General features: G+C 52.1%; 13 protein-coding genes and 1 riboswitch. Of the genes, 9 read left to right on the top strand and 4 right to left on the bottom strand.

Annotated features, from left to right (window positions below):
- The first annotated feature begins 105 nt into the window (after window positions 1-105).
- The 3 genes from BMW93_RS00190 to BMW93_RS00180 all read left to right on the top strand — a co-directional run bounded on the left by BMW93_RS00190 (window position 106) and on the right by BMW93_RS00180 (window position 5,877).
- Window positions 106-1,029 carry a nuclear transport factor 2 family protein gene (locus BMW93_RS00190; protein WP_090373183.1) on the top strand — a complete coding sequence of 308 codons (924 nt, stop codon included), beginning with the start codon at window positions 106-108 and terminating at the stop codon, window positions 1,027-1,029.
- A 135-nt stretch (window positions 1,030-1,164) separates the two neighbouring features.
- Window positions 1,165-4,380 (top strand): SusC/RagA family TonB-linked outer membrane protein, encoded by a 3,216-nt coding sequence (locus tag BMW93_RS00185; RefSeq protein ID WP_143061550.1) that lies wholly within the window; start codon window positions 1,165-1,167, stop codon window positions 4,378-4,380.
- Window positions 4,381-4,392: 12 nt separating this feature from the next.
- A complete protein-coding gene (locus tag BMW93_RS00180; RefSeq protein WP_177193969.1) occupies window positions 4,393-5,877 on the top strand; it encodes a SusD/RagB family nutrient-binding outer membrane lipoprotein in 1,485 nt (494 codons plus the stop codon).
- Between the two features lie 127 nt (window positions 5,878-6,004).
- Here BMW93_RS00180 and BMW93_RS00175 read toward each other — a convergent pair whose 3' ends face one another.
- From BMW93_RS00175 to BMW93_RS00165, 3 genes are all read right to left on the bottom strand, one after another.
- Complete coding sequence (locus BMW93_RS00175) at window positions 6,005-8,194, bottom strand: TonB-dependent siderophore receptor (protein ID WP_090373180.1); 2,190 nt, start codon at window positions 8,192-8,194, stop codon at window positions 6,005-6,007.
- A 2-nt stretch (window positions 8,195-8,196) separates the two neighbouring features.
- Window positions 8,197-8,871: a hypothetical protein gene (locus BMW93_RS00170; RefSeq protein ID WP_090373179.1), complete on the bottom strand. Its 675-nt coding sequence runs from the start codon at window positions 8,869-8,871 to the stop codon at window positions 8,197-8,199.
- Window positions 8,872-8,973: 102 nt separating this feature from the next.
- Window positions 8,974-9,195, bottom strand: a riboswitch (cobalamin riboswitch).
- A 440-nt stretch (window positions 9,196-9,635) separates the two neighbouring features.
- Window positions 9,636-9,968 carry a type II toxin-antitoxin system RelE/ParE family toxin gene (locus BMW93_RS00165; protein WP_090373178.1) on the bottom strand — a complete coding sequence of 111 codons (333 nt, stop codon included), beginning with the start codon at window positions 9,966-9,968 and terminating at the stop codon, window positions 9,636-9,638.
- Window positions 9,969-10,168: 200 nt separating this feature from the next.
- Here BMW93_RS00165 and BMW93_RS00160 point away from each other — a divergent pair, with 200 nt between their 5' ends.
- The 6 genes from BMW93_RS00160 to cbiB are packed head-to-tail and all read left to right on the top strand — an operon-like array spanning window position 10,169 to window position 21,128.
- Window positions 10,169-11,551 carry a cobyrinate a,c-diamide synthase gene (locus BMW93_RS00160; RefSeq protein WP_090373177.1) on the top strand — a complete coding sequence of 461 codons (1,383 nt, stop codon included), beginning with the start codon at window positions 10,169-10,171 and terminating at the stop codon, window positions 11,549-11,551.
- The gene (cobN, locus tag BMW93_RS00155) at window positions 11,548-15,828 is read left to right on the top strand and encodes a cobaltochelatase subunit CobN (protein ID WP_090373176.1); all 4,281 of its coding nucleotides are present in this window, start codon (window positions 11,548-11,550) and stop codon (window positions 15,826-15,828) included. Before BMW93_RS00160 ends, cobN begins: the two co-directional genes overlap by 4 nt.
- Window positions 15,829-15,856: 28 nt before the next feature.
- On the top strand, window positions 15,857-17,701 hold the full coding sequence (locus BMW93_RS00150; RefSeq protein WP_090373175.1) for a magnesium chelatase subunit D family protein: 1,845 nt from the start codon (window positions 15,857-15,859) through the stop codon (window positions 17,699-17,701).
- A gap of 5 nt (window positions 17,702-17,706) precedes the next feature.
- Window positions 17,707-19,182 (top strand): cobyric acid synthase, encoded by a 1,476-nt coding sequence (locus BMW93_RS00145; RefSeq protein ID WP_090373834.1) that lies wholly within the window; start codon window positions 17,707-17,709, stop codon window positions 19,180-19,182.
- Window positions 19,183-19,185: 3 nt separating this feature from the next.
- Entirely contained in the window at window positions 19,186-20,208 is a 1,023-nt protein-coding gene (locus tag BMW93_RS00140; RefSeq protein WP_090373174.1) for a histidinol-phosphate transaminase, read from the top strand.
- On the top strand, window positions 20,187-21,128 hold the full coding sequence (gene cbiB, locus BMW93_RS00135) for an adenosylcobinamide-phosphate synthase CbiB (RefSeq protein ID WP_090373173.1): 942 nt from the start codon (window positions 20,187-20,189) through the stop codon (window positions 21,126-21,128). The genes BMW93_RS00140 and cbiB overlap by 22 nt, the downstream gene beginning before the upstream one ends.
- On the opposite strand, the gene BMW93_RS00130 is transcribed toward cbiB, so the two are convergent.
- On the bottom strand, window positions 21,091-22,014 hold the full coding sequence (locus BMW93_RS00130) for a hypothetical protein (RefSeq protein ID WP_090373172.1): 924 nt from the start codon (window positions 22,012-22,014) through the stop codon (window positions 21,091-21,093). The genes cbiB and BMW93_RS00130 overlap by 38 nt on opposite strands.
- Window positions 22,015-22,036 lie beyond the last annotated feature (22 nt).

Genomic DNA, 22,036 nt, shown 5'->3' with positions numbered 1-22,036 from the left:
TTTGGACGATACTTGAAGTCGTTCGTCGATAAGGCTGTTTACTGCTTTTACTATTCCGTAAGATGCTGTATTATTGCATTATAACTCCTGACTAGATCGTTCCGCATGCTCCGACCTGTACCTATTCCGCATTATCGTGCCCGGTATTTTTACCGTGGCCTGCGTCTCTGTGCAATACTGGTTTCGGTTTGCGTATATGCAGTACAGTCACAGCAGATCGATCCCGATCTGAATTTGCTGATCCGGGAAGAAAAAGCATTTGCTGCGAAGGCGGAGGAAACGGATGTGCCTACCGCCTTTCTGGCGTATCTGGATAGTGCGGGCGTTATATTCAACGGCGAGGGTGCTGTGAACGGCATTGCGGAGTACGGCAAAGCGCCCAAGGGCGGAAAAGATCTTTTGAAATGGTACCCGCTGATCGGCCACATTTCCCAGGGCGGCGACATGGGTTTTACTTCCGGGCCATTCCAGTTTTTAGCGGATCGGACACAGGGCGCGGTTGGTTCCGGGTACTTCTTTTCGGTTTGGAAAAAGAATGCGGCCGGGCAGTTCAAAGTCATGCTGGATGGCGGTGTAATCCATTCCGGCAATGCTACCGAGGCATTCACGCGCGATCCCGAGCCACAAAGCAATACGGCCTACCGCTACATTCCGCCCGTCGGCCAGGTGAAGGACGAAAATCCACAGCCCTGGAAAGCCGAGGACGCATTTTCAGTAGCAGCCGGAAAGGACGCAGATAAGGCCTATAAGCAGTTTTTGGCCGATGAAGTTGTATTACTCAGAAGCGACCGGCCATTCGGCAAAACCAAGGCGGAGGCGCTCGGGACATTAGCGCAGCAGCAAATTCAATCATACCAATTTATCAGGTCAGGACAGGGCATTTCCCAGGCAGGCGACCTCGCTTATTGTTTCGGTACAGCCAAAGCTGCGAAAGACGGTAAAACCGTTGGGGGATTCTTTACCCGCGTCTGGCAGCGCCGGCCCGAAGGCTGGAAGATCGTCGCAGAGCAGGTTAGCCTGTTTCGTTAAAACTTAACGCATTCATTTTTTACACCGGTCGTACAGCCGGTGCGAAGGAGCATTGTGCTCGCAGCATGGCTTCACCCTTTTGCCGCGTCCCTCCCGCAGGCAACCCGCGTGTATTTTTACCAATTCACATATACCATGAAAAATAGCTATTCACTATGGTGCATGCTTTTGCTACCGGCAATGCATGCGATCGCACAGGAAAGGGCGGTGACCGGCTCGGTGACCGCCCAAGACGACGGCACCGTGCTGGCGGGGGTTAATATCAAGGTCAGAAACGCGAATACCGGCACGCAGACGGATGGAAGCGGCGCGTATTCCATTAAAGTTGTCGGTGATACTACGGTTCTGGTTTTCAGTTATATCGGGTTTCAAACGCAGGAAGTCAAAGTGGGCAGCCGTTCGAAACTGGATATTGCATTGGCAGAAGACACGCGGCAGCTCGGCGAAGTGGTGGTAACCGCATTGGGCATCCGGCGTGAGGAGAAATCGCTTGGCTTCGGTGCGCAGAAAATCGATGGGGGAGAGCTGAGCAATGTGCGGGAGGCCAACCTCGTGCATTCGCTTTCAGGCAAGCTCGCGGGTGTGCAGGTAGCGGGTAACACGGGCTCGATGGGCGGCTCGGCGAAAATCAATATCCGGGGGATCAATTCAATTTACGGTAATAGTAACCCGCTATTTGTCGTCGACGGTATGCCGATGGAAAACCGGAACACCAATTCGCTCGATCAACAGCGCGGTGCGGGCGGCTACGATTTCGGTAACTCCATCCAGGACCTCAACCCGAACGACGTCGACAATGTGACGGTGCTGAAAGGTGCGGCGGCTACGGCTTTGTACGGCAGCCGGGGATCGAACGGGGTGATTGTGATTACCACCAAAAAGGGCGGTAAGTCGCAGAAGCCGAACCTTTCGTATTCATTTGGCTATAATATTGATAAAGTGTACAAGCTGCCCCGCTATCAGAACAGGTACGGCGGCGGTTTCGAGTTTAACAGGGTCTATTACGACGAACACCCCGAGGCATTTCCGGATGGTCGCCAGGGGACGTACAATGACAATGACGGCCTCGGTTCCTATGACCTGCTGGCGCAATATGCGACGGACGAATCCTGGGGGCCGAAGTTCGAAGGGCAGCTTTACCGGCCCTACTGGAGCTGGGATAAGGACCGCGGTAATCCCGATTTTGGTAAAGTGGTGCCCTGGGAAGCGCAGCCTAACAATATCCGGAGCTTTTTCGAAACAGGCGGCACATTTAACCACAATGTTTCCCTTGATGGCGCCACCGACAAAGGCTCGTACCGTATTTCCTATTCTAACTTCGACCAGAAATTTATCCTGCCCAATTCCAGACTGGTACGCCATAATGCGAGCATCAACGCCAGCTACCAGGCCATCAAAAACCTGACCATTTCGGGCGCGGCCAATTTTGTAACGCATTCGGCCAAGGGCAGGCCGGGGACGGGTTACGGCGACGACGGATCGAATGTGATGGTGCAGTTTACACAATGGGGCCAGCGGCAGGTGGATTTCGACAAAATGAAGGAGTACCAACTGCCCGACGGCACGCAACTTACCTGGAACCGCTCCTCGTGGTTCAACCCCACGCCGCGGTATTCGAATAATCCGTATTGGGTAAGGCACAAAAACTACGAAACCGACGGCCGGACGCGCGTCTTCGGCAACCTTTCCGCCAGTTACCAGCTGACGCAGGGACTCACCGCGGAGGTCAAATACATGACGGATACCTATTTTGAAACACAGGAAGAGCGGGTGGCCATTGGCTCGCAATATACGTCGCAATATTGGCTGAACAAGTATGGGCATCTGGAGAACAATTTTCAAGGGTTATTGTCCTATAATCGATCGTTTACCAAGGACTTTTCCTGGAATGCGAACGTGGGTATGAACCGGATGACGCGCACCGGCTCGACACTCATTTCGAAGACGGTGGATGGCCTGAGCTCGAATGTGTTCAGTCTGGAAGCCTCAATGGGACGGCCGGACATCACCGATTTGAAAACCAAAAAGCGCATTAACTCGGTATTTGCCAGCTCTTCATTGGGATACAAGGATTTACTTTTCCTCGACCTCGGCGCCCGGAACGACTGGTCGTCGGCGTTGCCAGTGAAAAATAACTCGTATTTCTATCCCTCGGGTTCGGTGTCGTGGATCGCATCCAGTCTCATCGATGCCAGCTGGCTGAATTTCCTGAAACTCCGCGCGGCACTCGCGCAGGTGGGGAACGACACCGATCCGTACAACGTGACGCTCGCATACCTGCTCTACCAGCCATTCGGTACGGATTCGCGCGTGGCGGTGCCTAATACATTACCTAACCCGGACCTGAAACCGGAAATTACCTCGGAATACGAATTGGGTACCGAACTGAAAGTGCTGAACAGCCGGTTAGGACTCAACTTGTCGTACTACAACCGTCGTACCCGTAACCAGATCATCCCGCTGAGCCGTTCGGCTGCTACGGGCGCCACTTACAAATACGTAAATGCAGGTCTGCTTGAAAACAAGGGCATTGAATTGAGCCTCAATGCGTCGCCGGTTTCGACGGAGAACTTCAAATGGGACATTACGCTCAACTGGGCGAAGAATAACAACAAGATCGTAAGGCTTACCACCGACCAGAAAACGATGGTATTGGCTAATGCGTCGTTTGCAGTGCAACTCGAAGCGCGGGAAGGCGAGTCGTTCGGCTCCATTGTGGGTTATGATTTTGTGTATAATGAAAAAGGGCAAAAGGTCGTGAACGAGGACGGGGTATACCTGCGCTCCGAAGAGCAGAAGGTGCTAGGCTCGGTGCTGCCGTCGTTTACCGGTGGGGTGATCAATGCTTTCCGCTACAAAGGCTTCAACCTCTCGGCACTCGTAGATTTTCAAAAGGGTGGCAGCTTCTTTTCGACGACGCAAATGTTTGGTCGTGAGACGGGTATCCTCGAAGAAACGGCTGTCGGAAGCATTCGGGAAGACGGTATCATTGCCGAGGGCGTGAAGCAGGACGGCACGCCCAACGACGTGACCATTGATGCGCGCGACCATTTCAGCAGCAACGGGAACGGCGGTTATAATATCAATTCCATAGATGTGATCGATGCCAGTTACATCTACCTGCGCGAGCTCAGCCTGGGTTACAGCCTGCCTTCGGAATGGATTTCCAAAACGCCATTCAGCAAAGTGCGGGTGGCGCTCACGGGGAGGAATCTCTGGTTAATCAAATCAAATTCCAGGCACGTAGACCCTACCGCGGTTACCAATTCCATTTCCAACTGGCAGGGACTGGAAGGCGGTGCTTTACCGTCCGTACGCTCGATGGGCGTGAATGTTTCTTTCGGATTTTAAATGAAAACAGCTATGAAAAATTTCAGGAAAATCACCAGCACGCTGCTTCTGACCTCGGTGCTGGCCTGTACGGACGGTTTTGAGGAAATAAACAAGGACCCAAACCGGGCGACAGACGTCACTTCCGCGCAGCTGCTCACCAATGCGCAATACAATTTTTCCAACAATATTACCGACGAGTGGAACAATGGCCGTTTCGGAATGTATTATGCGCAATACTGGTCGTCGACCTATTATTCCGACGAAAGCCGTTACCAGATCCGGGAGAATACCAACCAGATCATGTGGAACACGTTTTACACCGACGTGCTGAACGAGTTGCACGAGGGGCAAAAAATAGAGCAGGCATCTCAATGGCCCGGCTACAAAAACCGGATAGCCATTTCGGAGATCATGAAAGCCTACACCTACCATTTCCTTACCGACATTTATGGCGGCCCCATTCCGTACAGCGAAGCATTAGATGCCGACGACGTGACGCCCTCGTACAACACGGGCGAGGAGGTTTACGCGGGCCTGCTGGCTACGCTGGACGAGCAGGTTAAGGTCCTGGACGCCGCCGAGCCGACCTACACCAGCGGCGACGTCCTGTATGGCGGTAACGTGAATGCCTGGAAGCGCTTCGCCAACTCGCTCCGTCTGCGCATTGCCCTGCGGATGATCGACGTGAAACCGGCCGAGGCAACAGAAGCTATCAAGAAGTCCCTCGATCCGGCGAATGGCGGCATTATCAGTACCCAGGAACAAAGTGCATTGTTCCGTTGGCTGCCTTCTCCGCCTAACAACAACCCGATGAACCAGTCGTTCAAAGTGCGCGTGGATTTCTCGATGTCGAAGCCTTTTATCGATTATCTCAAACTCTACAACGACCCCCGGCTGCCCGTTTTCGCGGAGCCGCTGCTGAATACCACTAATTACGTGGGCGAAGTATACGGCCAGGAAAACAGCGACGCCAGCTCCAATGGCGACCCGACGCTCGTGAGCCTGCCGTCCGGTTATGCCGTAGGAGCCACCGCACCGACGATCTGGCTCGACCTGGCCGAGGTGAAATTCATGCTCGCCGAGATCCAGGCCCGGGAGTTGAAAGTAGGGCTAACGGGAACCGCAGCCCAGTATTACGAGGAAGGCGTTGCGGCATCCCTGCGCTTCGCGGGTATACGCGAGGAGAACATTACCGCTTATCTCAAAAAAGTGCCCTACAACGCTGCCAAATGGAAGGATAGCATCGGTTCTCAGAAATGGATCGCGATGTACACGCAGGGTATTCAGGGCTGGCTCGAACGCCTCCGCCTCGATTTTAAAGACCCCATCACCGGCAAAGCCATTTTCGCCCTCCCCGCCGACGGCTCCCTCGACCCGGACGTTACCGACATCTCCAAACGGATGACTTACCCATTTGTAGAAGCATCCCTCAACGGCACGCATTACCGTACCGCCTTGGAAAAATTGGGAGGTAGAAATAGTAAGGGGGTGAAGAACTGGTGGGATAAATACTAATGAGCAGGCGGTTGCAACGAATACCGTTCGTTGCAACCGGGTTTGATTGGGCAATGGCAAGAAGAGCGGAACTTGCAAAAGAAGCAGCCCAATCGGCTGAAAAAACTGATTAGGCTGCATTATGATATCAAAAACTCTTCAAATACCGTACCGATACCGCCCTCCCGGGCAGGTTATAGCCGCGCTTTTCGTAGTAATTTTCATCCGTGATATTGTTCAGTTTTAATGCAATGGTATGTCCGCCCGAAATTTTGAACTGGGCGGCTAAATCGAGGACCATGTATTGCGGATACTCGATCTCCGGGTTGATAGGATCGGTATAATCGATATCCTTTCTCGTGCCGACGGCCCTTCCTGATATCCGTAGTTGCAGCCATTTCAAATTATCATAAGCCAATCCAAAGTTGAAGGTATTGCGGGCGACGTTCTGAATGTCGCGGCGTACTTCGGAGGCGTCGGTGCCTACGATGAGCTCCTTGGCTTTGATTATGGAATTACCGTTCCAGAATGCTTTGAGGGAATAGCGGTAGTCGCTTTTTGCTCCGAAATCATAGGATAGTTCGGTTTCAAGGCCGGTGATTTCCGCGTCTGCCGCGTTGACGAACGTGGCACGGGAAGTGATAACGTCGCCATTCTCCAACGGCTCGTTCACGACTTCGATGATCTTGGCAATACGGTTTTCGACTTTTGTACTGTAAAAAGTCACGTTAGCCGCGAAACCGGATTGCGGTTTGTTAAAATCAAGGCCCAGGTCCCAGCTCAGGCTGCTTTCGTTTTTCAGATCGGGGTTGCCGGCTGTGACGGCAATGCGGCCTTTCGAATCGCGGATTTCGTTGTACCCTGCCACGCTGTATGCATCGGTCGTAACGAATGCCCGGCCGATGTTGGCCTTCGCACGTAACGAGGGCAGGAGGGTGTAGGTAATGCCCAGACTGGGACTGGTGAACGGGGTCGTTTTTTTACCGGCTTTGTAAGTTGGCAGCAGCGGCGTTTCGCGTACGTCGAAGGTAATGTGATCGAGGCGGATGCCGGGTTGCAGGGTAAGTTTGTCGACATTCAGTAAGGCTTGTGCGAAGAATGCGCTGGAAATCAATGCGTATTCGGGCTGGGTAGGCGCGCGCTCGGTAGTGTCGTTGGTCCAGCGACGGCTGTTGGTAGATGCATTGAGGTAATCGTAGCCCAATATCAACGAATGTTGGCCGAGCTTCCAGACGTCCTTCACCTGAATGCCTTTCCACGCATTATGCCCCTGCGCGGAACGGAATGGTATCACCGGTTTGCCGGAGACATTTTCCGTGTAGTTTTTCGTATTCTCCCCGGAGGCATACACTTTCACGCTCGGGCTGTGATGCCCGATTTGCCCGGTTAACGAAACATCGATGGCCTGGCGGTCGACGTCTTTGGTACTGGCTTCGGTACTACCCGAGGATAATTCACCCGGTGATTCCACATCGCGTGCCTGGAATTGTTCCCCGCGTACATCCACACGCCAGCGATCATTGATTTGGTAACCCAGTCTCAATGCACCGGAAAAGTAATGCAGCTTCGTGAAAGGTCGCCGGTCACCGTCACCGGTCGTTTCATCGGTTTCGACCACGGGACGGTCGGTATAGTTTTTCTGCGCGTGCTTGTAGCCGAATGCATTTCGGAGCCAGTTGTCCGCTCCGATTTTGTAGTCTTTTGATCGTTCCAGGTAACTGAACGACAGGTCGTAGTCCAGTCTGGAAGTAATATTCCCCCCGGTATTCAACCCTGCCTGCAATGTTTTAAAACTACCATATTCCAGGAATGCGTTACCACCCGGTGTGCCTTTGGAACGCTGGGTAATCACGTTGATCACGCCACCCATCGCCTGTGAGCCATAGAGCGACGACGCGGGACCTTTCAGTACTTCAATCCGTTCGATACCATTCAAATTGATCTGCGAAAGATTGGTAGCGCCGGCAGGACGACCGTCGATCAGCAGCAAGGTCCTCTGGTTTAACCCTGAAAACTGCGGACGAAAGCCCCTGATACCGATGCCGGACGACAAGTTGGGATACTGGATCACATCTACGGCCGCTGTTTTCCTGACAATGTCGGTCAGGTCGGTGGACGGCGTCATTTGAATATCTTCTTTGGAAATAATGTCCAGTTTCTGGGCGATCTTTTCTTTTTTAGTTTCAAAACGGGTGGCCGTTACCACGACGGGATCAAGCAGTTTTTTACCCGACGAATCCGTGCTGGTTTCTTGTGCGGATACTGCGTAAATAGCTAAAAAAGAGAGTATTAATCCGCCAATAGTGATACGCGCGGGCTGGTAAAATGGAATATGCATTGTTAAGATTGAAATGATTCGAAAAGGGTTATCGCGCCGATCAGTATCGAAAATGCTCCGACCAGGTAATTGACGATCATCAGGAAACGCTCGCGCTTTACGGCAAAACGGCCCACGGAAAAGGCGAAGAAATAGCCATAGGCCGACATGGAGAGGATGATACCAACGCTTTGAAGCACGATGATCCACACGGCCGTCATCGCGTCGCGCGCGGCGAGTGTAAGCGCCACCGCACACGCCCCGCCCGTGCCTGCGAGGCCATGCACCATTCCCACCCAGAACGAACGGCTTACCTTGCGCTGCCCTGCAACAGGTGTGGGCTTTTCAGTTTTAAAATTACGCCGGATCGCCAGCACGCCCAGCCAGATCATCAATGGCCCAACCAGCATTTCGACCCGGTCGGCAATGTGCAGCGACATCGTGGATTTGAGCAAAAGCACCAGGACGGCAAATAAAATCAATGTTAACGAATGCCCCAGCGCCCAATGCGACGATCGCCAGATCAGCTTCCACCGGAGGGCCGGGCCCCGTTTGGCCGGGCCCCGTTGGGCCAGGCCGGGTTCGGAAGGGCTTTTGTTTTCTTCAGTGGCAAGGACCGAAACCGCAGCCATATGGTCGGGTTCGAAGGAATGCTGCACGCCGAGGAGCAGGGAGTCAATAAGCAGATACTGAATCATTTGGATTTCCGCATAAATTAGCAAATAACTTATGGGAGAATGCAGGGAGTAGCGCGGCCACGATGCAGCCTGCCGTTTCCTCTTGCCTTTCTTCCCGAAAGCAAAACCGGATTATTCAACGGCAGGTCTTCTGGCTCGTTCAGATCGCTGGCGCCTTCCCGGGGGAATGAGTGAATGTGCGAATCATTGACTCATTCAAATCCCAGTGGCATTTGCCAGGACATCGTTTTGTGAACTTACAGCAGCGGGTACTGCTCCGGATTTGCACCGGATTCCCTTTTAATCGCACCCTGGAAGGCGCGAACCAATGAATGTGCAAAGCTAGGCGTTTTTGTCGGAGATAAACCAGAAAAATAGCCGAATACCACTAACTTTACGGCACAAAAAGTTCTTTAACATACTTCTCCAACAGGAAAAGGGATTGCGTATCAACGCATTCCGGGGGAATCGTCGGGGCCACCCATGTGGTGGAAATAACGAGCTGTCGCGCAACTGTGAAGTGATAATGTTGAATGAGCGAATGAGTGAATGAGTGAATAGAAAATATTCAGTCATTCAATCATTCAGTCATTCAATCATTTAACTAAGCCAGAACACCCATCCTTTCCTTGTTGACAATGCTTTCGCGGTATGAAGCAGGGTCTGGTTTGGATATTTTAGTTGGATTTCGCCATTTGTGATCCGACGATCGCCTGGTGGCATTATCGCCTGGGTATTCCTTTCTTGTTTTCTTGCTGATTATTCTTCCGTTTTGTCAGCGCACCTCAAATCTTGATTTTTCTGGTTGCTCTGATCTTCGTCGGACTGCGGCTGCTGTGAATGATGTTCAGGACCTCGATACGTTCAGGTTTAACACGGTAGATGACCAGATATCGGCCATGTTGCAAATTTCTGTAAATACCGGTTTTAGTCGGAATGAAACGACAAATGGGATGATGAAGGTAGTCGGAGGAAAGCTGGTTGATGCGAACGTAAAGTTCTTCGATGAAAACTGTTGCGGAAGAGTAGGAAAATGTTTCGATTCCGTAGGTGTAGATATTTTCCAGACTTTCGATAGCAAGCGTACTAATGACTACCGGACGAATTTCGATTTCCATTCAGCGATTTTTTGTTTTAAATCCTGCATAGAATGAAAGTTTCCCTGTTGAGTTTCAAGAACCATACTTTTTACCTCCTCGTCGGTCATCGGCTGACCGGGAAGTGCGTAGTTGGTTTTGGATGTTTTGGTTTTTCCCATAATCAAAAATAATAAGGATTTGATTCAAAAGAAAATGCGTAACCGCAAGATCGCCGCGTCATGACTAATCTAAAATCCAGTTTCCTGATCGCCGCTCCGTCGAGCAATTCGGGCAAGACCACGCTTACCCTGGGATTGCTGCGGGCGTTGCGGGAGCGGGGGCTTGGGGTGCAGGCGTTTAAATGCGGGCCGGATTATATCGATACGATCCACCATACGACTGCTTCCGGCCGCCCAGGACTGAACCTGGATACTTTCATGGCCTCGGAGGCGCATATGCGTACGGTGTACACACATTACGCGTCCCGCGCGGACGTGAGCGTGGCCGAGGGCGTGATGGGTCTTTTCGACGGGGCCGATAAAATGAAGGGTAGCAGTGCGGAAATCGCCGCGTTGCTGGATATGCCGGTGGTGCTGGTGATCAATGCGCAGTCGATGGCTTATTCGGCGGCGCCGCTGATCTATGGTTTGAAGAACTTCCATCCCGGTATCCGCGTGGTGGGCGCGATTTTCAATTTCGTGAATACGGAATCGCATTACCGCTTTTTGCAGGATGCCTGCGCGGATGTTGGCGTGGAGGCATTGGGCTATTTACCTAAAAACGAAGCGCTGCATATTCCTTCGCGGCATTTGGGACTGCATATTTCGACTGAAACGGATTATGAGCAGATTATCCAGAGACTAGCGGAAGTTATCCCCCGAACCGTCAATCTCGACCGGTTGCTGGAAATTACCGCCATGGATTATGCCGCAGAACCAGGGAGAATTCTGGTTGAAAATGATGGTATTTTAAATACGGGAAACCACCCGGAACCGGCAAACGGAAAGCCTCAAAAATTGCGCATAACTATCGCGCGCGACGAAGCATTTTCCTTTTTATACCACCAGAATATCGAATGTCTGCGTGCATTCGGTGAGGTGCAGTGGTTCAGCCCTTTGAATGATAAGGTGTTACCGGAAACTGACTTCCTGTATTTACCGGGTGGTTACCCCGAGTTGTTTGCCAAAGAGTTGTCCGATAACCAATGCATGATCGAAAGCATTCGGAACTATTGTGGAAACGGCGGCCTGGCCTATGCGGAATGCGGCGGGCTGATGTACCTGGGCCGGGAGCTGACCGACAGCAGGGGTAATGCATTTAAAATGGCCGGCGTGCTCGATCTGGCAACGACGCTCCAACATTCGAAAATGACATTGGGTTACCGGGTAATGCATTGGGACGGGCTGGAAATCAGGGGCCACGAGTTCCACTACTCCGTATTGAAGGAATCATTTGTGCAAGTGCCGCTTGCACAAATGACCAATGCAAGGGGTGTTACGGTTGATACACAGCTTTTTAGGGTGCAAAATACCTTTGCAACGTATACTCATTTTTACTGGGCCGGCAAGCCCGGATTTATTCAACACCTCATCAACCAAAAAACTGCCGAAAGCCCCCAATGAAACGCCAGCGAATTACCCGGTCCGACGGAAAATCCATTAACCTCGTGCAGCGGCGGGGGCATCTTTCCTATTGCTACAATGCCTGCTGCTGCGGACGGGTCGATCGCGGGTATGCGCCCATTCCTGTGGAATTGTATAAAAATGAATGGCTCAGGCGCAAGCTCCGGAACGTGGTGCATATGACCAAAGGCGGCTGCCTGGGCCCGTGCACGCTCGCGAATGTGGTGACGCTGCTGTTCGACGGGCATTCGGTGTGGTTCCATTCGATCAATTACGAATGGCAGATCATCGCGATTTTTGATTATATCGAAAGCATGGTCAAGGCCGACCGGTACCTCGTGCCGCCGTCGGATCTCGGCGAATATGTATTTCAATTTTACACCTGGAAAGGCTCCGAAGCGTCGACCGAACTCGGGCAAACGGCCATTCCTACCGACGGTATCGTGTTCCTCACACACGCGGACACGGACCTGCTCACGCTCGACCGCGCGATGCAGCTCCTGCCGGATGATTTTCCCAAAACAACGGGCATCGGCCTGATGGCGATCAAGAGCGAGGAGCAAATGCAGCAGCTATTGCAGCGTGAAATTGCCGGGGCGAAGATCCTCATTATCCGCATTCACGGTCGGCTGAGCAGTATTCCCGGGTTCAACGAACTGGTAAAACTGGCCGGCCAGCGAGGTCAGCATTTGATCGTGGTGAGCGGTACAGGCGAGCTGAACCCTGAATTCGCCGCGGTGTCGACGGTTTCACCGGCTGTTTTGCACGATACGTTGGCCTATTTGCAAGCCGGAGGTTACAGCAACCTGATTTCGCTTCTGAGCTATCTTTCCGACCACCTGCTCATGACCGGTTTCGGAGCGGAAGCGCCCATGCATTTGCCGGAACACGGCATTTATCATCCCGACCTGCCGGAATTTGCAGATAAATCCGATTGGTTGAAATACCGCGATCCGGCTCTGGCGACGGTAGGCATTACCTTTTACCGGGCGCACTGGCTGAGCGGCAATACGGCCTTTGTAGATTCGATGGTCCGCGCGCTGGAAGATCGCGGTGTGAATGTGTTGCCGGTTTTTACCTCATCACTCAAATCCGTGAATGCCGAAACCGGCAACCCGCTTGCATTTGAGTATTTCGATACGGATGCAGGAACGGGCATCGATGTGCTGGTCAATACGATCTCGTTTGCGATGACCGACATTCAGCCGGTAGGGCAGGGTAGCGAGCCTTCGAGGGCATTGCTGGATTTGAATGTGCCTGTTTTGCAGGCTATCACGAGCGGTATGAGCCGTGGTCCCTGGGAATCGTCGGCACGGGGGCTTAATCCGCTGGATACTGCGATGAATGTAGCCATTCCCGAATTCGACGGGCGCATTATTACCGTTCCGGTTTCATTTAAAGAGAAGGGAAAAGACGCGCGAAGCTATGAGCCTTTGGATAACCGGATCGATCGGATTGCTGGTTTAGCCATTCGTTTTGCGCGTTTAAGACATTTAAAGAACGCGGATAAAAAAGTCGCATTCATTTTTACCAATTCCAATACAAAAGCTTCCCAGATCGGGAACGCCGTGGGGCTTGATGCACCGGCGTCGCTATTGAATATCCTGCGGGCAATGCAGGACGAAGGTTACCGGGTCGCCGACCTGCCCGCAACGGGTACGGAGCTGATCCATACATTGATCGACCTCTGTGCCTATGACGAAGACTTCCTGACGCCCGGCCAGCTCGCACAAGCCGCGGCGAGCGTTCCGGCTGCGCAATATGCGAGCTGGTTTGGAGAACTCTCCGAAGCCGCCCGGCAGAAAATGCTGAAACAATGGGGGCCGCCGCCCGGCGAGACCTACGTGCACGACGGCCATATCGCATTGGCCGGTCTCGATCTTGGAAATGCATTTGTGGCCTTGCAGCCACCGCGGGGCTACGGTATGGACCCCGACGCGATCTATCACCAGCCCGATTTGCCTCCCACACATCATTATTATGCATTGTATCGCTGGCTGCGCGACGGCTGGGGGGCAGACGCCATTGTGCATGTAGGCAAGCACGGGACATTGGAATGGCTTCCCGGAAAGGGCATTGGGTTATCTGAAAACTGCTTCCCCGATGCATTCCTGGCCGATTTGCCATTGCTTTACCCATTCATTATCAACGATCCCGGCGAAGGATCGCAGGCAAAACGCCGCGCACATGCCGTGGTGGTCGACCATTTGACGCCGCCGATGACCTCCGCCGATACTTACGGCGAACTGGCGCAGCTCACGCAGCTGGTGGATGAATATTACCAGGTCGAAAGCCTCGATCCGTCCAAGTTGCCGCTTTTGCAAAGGCAAATCTGGGATTTGATCAAACAAACCAACCTCGATGCCGATCTTTCGGCCATGCTGAGCCGCGACCACGGCGATCACAAACACGACTGGGATGACGACATGACGCCCGAGGGCGTTCCTGTGAGCCTGGCGGAAATGGACGGGAAGGATATAGCGCACCTGATCGAAGATATCGATGGCTATTTGTGCGAGCTCGGCGCCGCGCAGATCCGGAACGGTTTGCACACGCTGGGCGAAATGCCCGAGGGCGATGCGTTGCTGGATATGCTGCAATCGCTCACCCGCCTCCCGAATGGCCCCGTGCCGGGGATGCAGGCTGTTCTGGCGCATGTTTTTGGATTAAATATTGAAACACTTCATCAACAAAAAGGACAAAAACTGCCTATGCAGCATGAAAGCCTGTCTGCCTGGGCCGGCCGGCAACTCGTAACGTGCGCCGACGCGCTGGAAGCGCTGGATGAAATGGCGGCGCACATCATCAAGCTGTTTGAGCATTACAGATTTGACAGGGGGATGATTGAAAGGGTCATATTTGAATCCATCGATCGTAACCCGAACCTGCCCGAGTTGGAAAGCCTTCACAAGATATTGAGTTTTATATCGGAAGCACTTGTCCCTAACCTGGCCCGTACCGACGAGGAGATAACGAATCTCCTGCACGGCCTCTCGGGTGGGTACGTGCCTGCGGGCCCGAGCGGTGCACCTACGCGTGGAATGGCGCATATCCTGCCTACCGGAAGGAATTTTTACGCTGTCGATCCGAGGGTATTGCCTTCCAAAGCGGCTTGGGAAGTAGGGCAGCAGCTCGCCCGAGAAGTGCTGGACCGACATTGGAAAGAGGCCGGAAGGTATCCCGAAAGCGTCGGGATCAGCATTTGGGGCACAAGCGCCATGCGTACGCACGGCGACGATGTGGCCGAAATGCTGGCAATGCTGGGCGTGAGGCCTGTGTGGCAGGCGGAAAGCAGGCGGGTGAATGGACTGGAAATCATTTCGCTGGAAGAACTGGGCAGGCCCCGGATCGATGTGACGACCCGTATCAGTGGCTTTTTCCGTGACGCATTTCCGCACCTGATCGAGCTGATGGACGAGGCTGTGCAAATGGTCATTGCCGCCGACGAGCCTTTGGAGGAGAATTTTGTAAAAAAGCATTATTTAAAAGAGCTCGCCGAGCTGCAAAAGGACGACGGACTATCCATCGAGCAGGCTGAGGAACGGGCTGCTTACCGTATTTTCGGTGCGGCGCCGGGAAGCTACGGGGCCGGTATTTTGCCTTTAATCAATGAAAAAAACTGGCAAACCGATGGCGATTTTGCGCAGGCTTATATAAACTGGGGAGGCTATGCCTATTCACGCAATGCGCAGGGCGAAGATGCACGCAAGGAATTTACCCGCCGCCTCGCAGGCGTGGAAGTGGCATTACATAACCAGGACAACCGCGAACACGACCTTTTCGACAGCGACGATTACCTGCAATTTCACGGTGGCATGATTGCCACGATACGCAACCTCACCGGCCAGCAACCCAAACACTATTTCGGCGATTCGCAGGACCCCGCCAGGCCGGTAGTAAGGGATTTGAAAGAAGAAACTTTGCGCGTCTTCCGTTCGCGGGTCGTAAACCCGAAATGGATAGAGAGCATTAAAAAACATGGTTACAAAGGCGGTCTGGAACTCACGGCCACGGTCGATTACCTGTTTGGCTACGATGCCACAGCCCGGGTGGTCGACGACTGGATGTATGAAAAAGTGGCCGAGACTTATGCGCTCGATGCCGATATGCAGCAGTTTTTCGAGGAGAACAGTCCCTGGGCGCTTCATGCGATTGCCGAGCGCCTGCTCGAAGCCGCGCAGCGTGGGCTTTGGGAGAAACCGTCGGCGGAAGCATTGGAAAGTTTGAAAAATCTGTATCTCAAAAGCGAGGCTTTGCTGGAATCCCGGAGTGAATAGAGGGTAATGCCTGTTTAAATATATTGAAATGAATTTATACCCGTTTTCCGCGATCGTCGGGCAAGACAAACTGAAAAAAGCGCTGCTGCTCTGCGCTGTCAATCCCGGCATTGGCGGGGTGCTGATCAAAGGCGAAAAGGGTACGGCCAAAAGTACCGCGGTACGCGGCCTCGCCGAGGTGATGCCCGCATTGGAGCATTCGGGTGAGCCGGTCCCGTTTGTCGATTTACCGCTCGGCGCGTCGGAGGACCGGGTACTCGGTAGTCTGGATATCGAGGCTATTCTTTCCAACAAAACCAAAAAACTGCTCCCGGGCCTGCTTGCGAGCGCGCACGAGGGTATTCTGTATATTGATGAAGTGAATCTCCTGGCCGATCATCTCGTGGATGTGCTGCTGGATGTAGCCGCTTCGGGCGTCAATACGGTTCAGCGGGAAGGGCTTTCCGTAAGCCATCCGGCGCGGTTTGTGCTGATCGGTACGATGAACCCGGAAGAAGGAAATTTGCGGCCCCAGTTTCTGGACCGCTTCGGGTTGATGGTGGAAGTGACGGCGCAAACCGATGTACAGGCCCGAACCGAGGTAGTACGGAGACGCATTGCGTTTGAAAACGATCCGGCCTTATTTAAAAGTCATTGGGTAAGTGGTCAGGAAAGTGTCAGGGCACAAATCGATAAAGCAAAGCGGTTACTGCCGCTTATCCAAATGCCGGATGGCTTGCTCAAAATGATCAGCCAGCTTTGTATCGAATGGAACGTGAGCAGCTTACGGGCCGATATTGTGCTGTACAAAACGGCGATCACCATTGCCGCATTGAACGGGCGAACGACGGTAACTCCACTAGATATACGGGAGAGCGTCGAGCTGGTTTTGACACACAGGAAGGGGAAAAATGCATTGCCGCCACAAGCTGGTCAGTCGTTGGAAGATGATCAGGATAATGCCGGGGAAGGTAACGCTGCCCGAAATAGCACGCAATCATCAGGCGCACCGGAAGCCCCGGCAAATGATGGAGAAGCAGGCGAATGTGGCGAAGGAAGTTGCGGTACCGGAGACGATGAAAGTATTGCGGGAATTGATTTTAGAATGAATATTCCAGAATTGAAAAATACAGAGCCCGAGGCATTGCCAAATTCCGCTAATGGCAGGGCACTCAGGGCCAGGAAAAGTGAGCAAGGCTTTCAGGTAAGGGCCGTCAGGAATGATACCGCGACAGACATTGCTTTGACCGATACGGTCATACATGCATTGGCGCGCGACCCTGACCAAATGCAGATCGGCAGGCAGGATTTGCATCAGAAAGTCAGAAATGGAAAGACCGGCCATCTCATCCTGTTTGTAGTAGATGCATCGGGCTCGATGGCTGCGGGTAAGCGCATGGAGGCTGTAAAAGGAAGCGTGATGCATTTGCTGCAAGATGCTTATCAGAAACGCAATATGGTGGCTGTGATAGCTTTCCGGGGCGTAGAAGCAACGGTACTGCTCGAACCGACCCGGAGTACGGAACTGGCCGGGCAGGCATTGGAAAAATTACCGACAGGAGGGCGCACGCCATTGCCACATGCATTGCAACTGGCTGAAAATATGCTGGCTTCATTGTCGAAAAACGACCGGATTCAGCCATTTTTGGTGATATTGAGTGACGGCAAGGCCAATGTGCCGTTGCCGGGAGCCAGCGGCGATGCGTGGCGGCAATCGGTGCAACTGGCTGAAAATCTGAAATTTCCTTCACTGGTGCTGGATACGGAAAGCGGCTATGTCCGCTACGGGAAAGCCAGGGAGCTGGCGGGTGCGTTGGGAGGAGAGTACTTGTCTTTGCAGGCTCTTTCGGCCGATGAAATTACAGAGACGATTTCGGAGCGAATTGATATTTGAATGAAATGAATACTAAGAAATTACGGCCGATCATGTTCGTTGGCACCGGTTCCGATGTCGGCAAAAGCGTGATCACTGCGGGTTTTTGCAGGATATTCAAGCAAGACGGCTACCAGCCTGCGCCGTTCAAAGCCCAGAATATGTCGCTCAACAGCTTTGTGACGGCCGACGGCCTCGAACTTGGGCGGGCGCAGGCCGTACAGGCGGAAGCGGCGCAGATTCCTTGTGAATCAGACATGAACCCGGTGTTGCTTAAACCTACCAATGACAAGACTTCGCAGGTGGTTTTGAATGGCAAGCCGGTGGGAAATCAATCAGCCTACGAGTACTTTATGGCTAACGACCGGCGCGAGCTGTTTTCGTCAGTCAAAGAAGCATTCGATCGTCTTGCTGCCAAATATTCACCCATCGTAATGGAAGGGGCGGGCAGTATTTCGGAGCTTAACCTCAAACACCGGGATATTACGAATCTAAGAATGGCTGCCCACGCCGGGGCGGCTGCTTACCTGATCGCCGATATTGACAAAGGAGGCGTTTTCGGGAGCGTTTATGGTACCATCGCGTTGCTTACGCCCGACGAGCGCGCGTGCATGAAAGGTATTATCATTAACAAATTCCGGGGTGACGGACGGCTGTTCGAAGAGGGTAAGAGAATGCTTGAAGAATTGACCGGACTGCCGGTAGTGGGTATTTTGCCCTATTTCCGGGATATTCACATCGAGCAGGAAGATTCGGTTTCGTTGGAGCTCAAATACCGGTCGGCCGTGGAGGGAAAGGTGAATGTGGCGGTGATCCTGCTGAAAAGACTTTCGAACTTTACAGACTTTGACCGTCTTGAAAAAGACCCGCGCGTGAATTTGTATTATACCAATGAGCCGTCAGAGATCGCCAAGGCATCGGTTGTCGTCATTCCAGGAAGTAAAAATACGATCGGCGATATGCTGGCCATCAAAAATAATGGCGTAGCGAAAGCCATTTATGACGCACATAAGGACGGCAGGACGGTGATAGGCATCTGCGGCGGTTACCAGATGTTGGGGGAAAGCATTTTCGACCCGCATCATGTTGAAAGTGAGATCGAAGAGCTGCCAGGGCTGGGGCTCCTGCCGGTTAAAACGATCCTGCAATCCGAAAAAACGACATTACAGTGCGAATTCCGTTTCATGCAAAATCCTGAGCGATGTGCGGGTTATGAGATCCATATGGGTGAAACCATTGCATTGCAACCGGGTGAGCCCGTTGCCACGTTCGCGGATGGGCGCACGGACGGTTATTTCGGCGACGCACGCACGTGGGGCACGTACCTGCACGGGATTCTTGATAACCCGATTGTAATAGATAGCATTCTGGCGCCGTATACCGATGAAGGAGCAGTGCAGTATGATTACCAGGAGTTTAAGGAAAAGCAATATGATAAACTGGCCGATCTGCTACGGGAGCATATCGATATGGATTTGATTTACAATAGTATAGCAGAGTAAAATATGTTACACGGGCATGGCGACGACGGCTACCGGTATGGGAAAAAGATTGTTGCGGATTTCAGTACGAATGTCTGGTACGGCGGAGAGCCAGCCGGTTTGAAGGAGTATGTTTTTGAAAAATGGAGCGAAATCAAGCGCTATCCCGAGGTACTTGCGGAGAGTTTGAGGGAAAAGATCGCCAGCCATCATCAAATATCGGCAGGGCAAGTGCTGGTATGCAGCGGCACTACGGAAAGTATTTACCTGATCGCGCAACAATTCTCGGGCAAGCGTACGACGATCGTTACGCCTTCTTTCGCCGAGTATGAAGATGCATGCCTGGCATTCGGCCATGAAATCGGCAGTATAAGCTGGCAGGATGCATTGGAATTGCCACGACTGAAAAGTGATCTGGTATTTATTTGTAGCCCGAACAATCCTACCGGCCTTATTTTTAATGACTTACAATACTGGCTGAAACTGAACCCGCAATGTCTGTTCGCGGTAGACGAGGCATTTATTGACTTCACAAAGGAAGCGGAGTCGGCCGTCGCGCTGATGAACCGGTTCCCGAATCTGTTGGTTATGCGTTCGCTCACAAAAACTTACGCGATTCCGGGGCTGCGATTAGGCTATTTGCTTGCACGCGAGGAAATGGTCGGATCTTTGGTAAATATCAAGCAGCCATGGACAGTCAATACACTGGCAATGGCGGCCGGGCATTACATTTACGAACATTTCAGTGAAATTCAGCCGCCGTTTTCACAGCTATTAGAGGATAAAAGAACGTTCGTTCAAGAATTGAAACAATTGGAATGCCTGGAAGTGCTGGAAAGCGATACCCACTTCTTTTTGGTAAGAACATTGGTTCGAAATGCGGCTCAGCTAAAAGATTTTCTGATCGAAAAACACGGCCTCCTCATCCGCGACGCGGGCAATTTCCGTGGGCTCACGCGTCAGCATTTCCGCCTGGCTACCCAGCGGCCGGAAGACAATGAAAAGATGATCAACGCGCTGAGGGAATGGCAAACGCTCTATTACTGACCTTTCCGTTGGTCGCGGGTTATCTGCTCGATTTGTGGCTCGGCGATCCCGACAACTGGCCGCATCCGGTCCGGGTGTTCGGCAACGCCATTGCGCAGGGTGAAAAGTGGTTAAACCGCGGTCGTTTCCGTTTTTTGAAAGGTGCGGCGTTGAGTGTGGTCCTGGTCGTATTGGTGTTTGCATTCTTTTATGGGTCCAATGCGGTGCTTGTGCAGGTGCCGGTATTGTATCTGGCTGTTAATAGTGTCTGGGTGTATTATGGTCTGGCCAATCATTCGCTGATTGCGGAGGGTAAAAAGGTATTTTCAGTCCTGGAAAACGAAGGTCTGGAAGCAGGGAGAAAACAACTTTCACGGATTGTAGGCAGGGACACTTCGAAACTGAATGCGCAGCAGATACGCATCGCTGTACTGGAAACCATGTCGGAAAACCTGAGTGACGGTGTCGTAGCACCGCTTTTCTACTATGCGATCGCAGGCGTTCCGGGCATGATGGCGTATAAGATGGTGAACACGATGGACTCCATGCTCGGTTACCGGAGCGAACGTTACGAATGGTTCGGGAAATTCGCGGCGAGGCTGGATGATGTGGCCAACTTCATTCCTGCTCGGTTGACGGCATTGCTGATGGTATTGGTAACGGGTAGCAGTCGTGGTTTACGATTTATTTTCAAGTTTGGCAGCAAACATAAAAGCCCGAATGCGGGCTATCCTGAATCTGCGTTGGCGGGGATATTAGACAGTCGCTTTGGCGGCCCGAATGTGTATCACGGGAAGGTGGTGGAGAAGCCGTTTATTGGGGAAAGCAACCAGATCATTGAACCCCGGGCAATAGAGAGAACGTCAAGTGTGAATCACCGGACTTGCCTGGCAATGGTACTGCTTATTCTAGTGACATATCTTTGTATTTACCTTGTTTAATACTTAAAACAAACTCTGTGGAGGCGCCTACCAATTCGGCAATTTTTTCGATTGACAGGGACGTCTCGTGAAGTAGGTTATGGGTTATCATAGCCATTAGTTCCGTTCTGCCTTCTGCCCTCCCTTCTGCTTTACCTTCCGTGCGGAATCTTTCTGTAATGAATTCCTGGATGCCCATAGTTTGCTTATTTTGTGTGATCTGATCTATTGCTTGCTCAAATTTAAAACGAGTATCCTGATTCTCAAAGTGAATATAGAACCGAACAAATGTTAGTAAGTTGTTGATTTTCGATTTAGGTAAATTTCTATCCAACAAGTTTTTAGCCAGCTGGATCTTCAAACGCAGCAGATCGGTTTCTGATACCGACTTACTTTTCAAAGCTGCCTTCACTGTTAATGCTACAATCGCGAAGGGGTTGTCGCTCTTCCCAAGCATTTGCTCATCCTGATCGAGAATTTTAAATACATTGTACCGGAACAAAACGCTGGTTCCCAGAAACTCCCGATAGTACTCACAAGGCCTGAATGCCGCATTATTCTCCGTGAAAATCGCGAATGCGGTAATAGGTTTGTCATATTTATCCAATATCCGCGAATAGTAGGTGAACATTCGCCGGCTGAAATTGGGATCGCGGTAGCCTTGCACCTCAATGTGAACGAGTATCCATTCATTGTCGCCGTTTTTGCAATATACTTTTACAAGTTTGTCTACAAATCGGGTTTGATAATGATCCTCCGGCGGGAATAATTGTTCAAGCTCCTTGTCGAGGTATTCGAAACCTTTGGAAAAATCGAAGAACGTGCCTGCGTCGGGATAGAAGAAGAGCAGGAAGTCTTCGAAAATGTCTTCCAGAATTGATTTCCAGAGGGTGTCGTCGCGTTTCATGCCGGGTGTGTGTAAATGAATC

Source organism: Dyadobacter sp. SG02, from assembly GCF_900109045.1.
Lineage (GTDB): Bacteria > Bacteroidota > Bacteroidia > Cytophagales > Spirosomataceae > Dyadobacter.
Note: the sequence above shows the minus strand (reverse complement) of the source record. Positions and strands in the feature narration are given on the sequence as shown.

Excerpts from the sequence above, each read along its gene's own strand:
- BMW93_RS00190 (WP_090373183.1), top strand. The coding sequence starts at position 106 with ATGCTCCGACCTGTACCTATTCCGCATTATCGTGCCCGGTATTTTTAC.
- BMW93_RS00185 (WP_143061550.1), top strand. The coding sequence starts at position 1,165 with ATGAAAAATAGCTATTCACTATGGTGCATGCTTTTGCTACCGGCAATG.
- BMW93_RS00180 (WP_177193969.1), top strand. The coding sequence starts at position 4,393 with ATGAAAAATTTCAGGAAAATCACCAGCACGCTGCTTCTGACCTCGGTG.
- BMW93_RS00175 (WP_090373180.1), bottom strand. The coding sequence starts at position 8,194 with ATGCATATTCCATTTTACCAGCCCGCGCGTATCACTATTGGCGGATTA.
- BMW93_RS00170 (WP_090373179.1), bottom strand. The coding sequence starts at position 8,871 with ATGATTCAGTATCTGCTTATTGACTCCCTGCTCCTCGGCGTGCAGCAT.
- BMW93_RS00165 (WP_090373178.1), bottom strand. The coding sequence starts at position 9,968 with ATGGAAATCGAAATTCGTCCGGTAGTCATTAGTACGCTTGCTATCGAA.
- BMW93_RS00160 (WP_090373177.1), top strand. The coding sequence starts at position 10,169 with ATGACTAATCTAAAATCCAGTTTCCTGATCGCCGCTCCGTCGAGCAAT.
- cobN (WP_090373176.1), top strand. The coding sequence starts at position 11,548 with ATGAAACGCCAGCGAATTACCCGGTCCGACGGAAAATCCATTAACCTC.
- BMW93_RS00150 (WP_090373175.1), top strand. The coding sequence starts at position 15,857 with ATGAATTTATACCCGTTTTCCGCGATCGTCGGGCAAGACAAACTGAAA.
- BMW93_RS00145 (WP_090373834.1), top strand. The coding sequence starts at position 17,707 with ATGAATACTAAGAAATTACGGCCGATCATGTTCGTTGGCACCGGTTCC.
- BMW93_RS00140 (WP_090373174.1), top strand. The coding sequence starts at position 19,186 with ATGTTACACGGGCATGGCGACGACGGCTACCGGTATGGGAAAAAGATT.
- cbiB (WP_090373173.1), top strand. The coding sequence starts at position 20,187 with ATGGCAAACGCTCTATTACTGACCTTTCCGTTGGTCGCGGGTTATCTG.
- BMW93_RS00130 (WP_090373172.1), bottom strand. The coding sequence starts at position 22,014 with ATGAAACGCGACGACACCCTCTGGAAATCAATTCTGGAAGACATTTTC.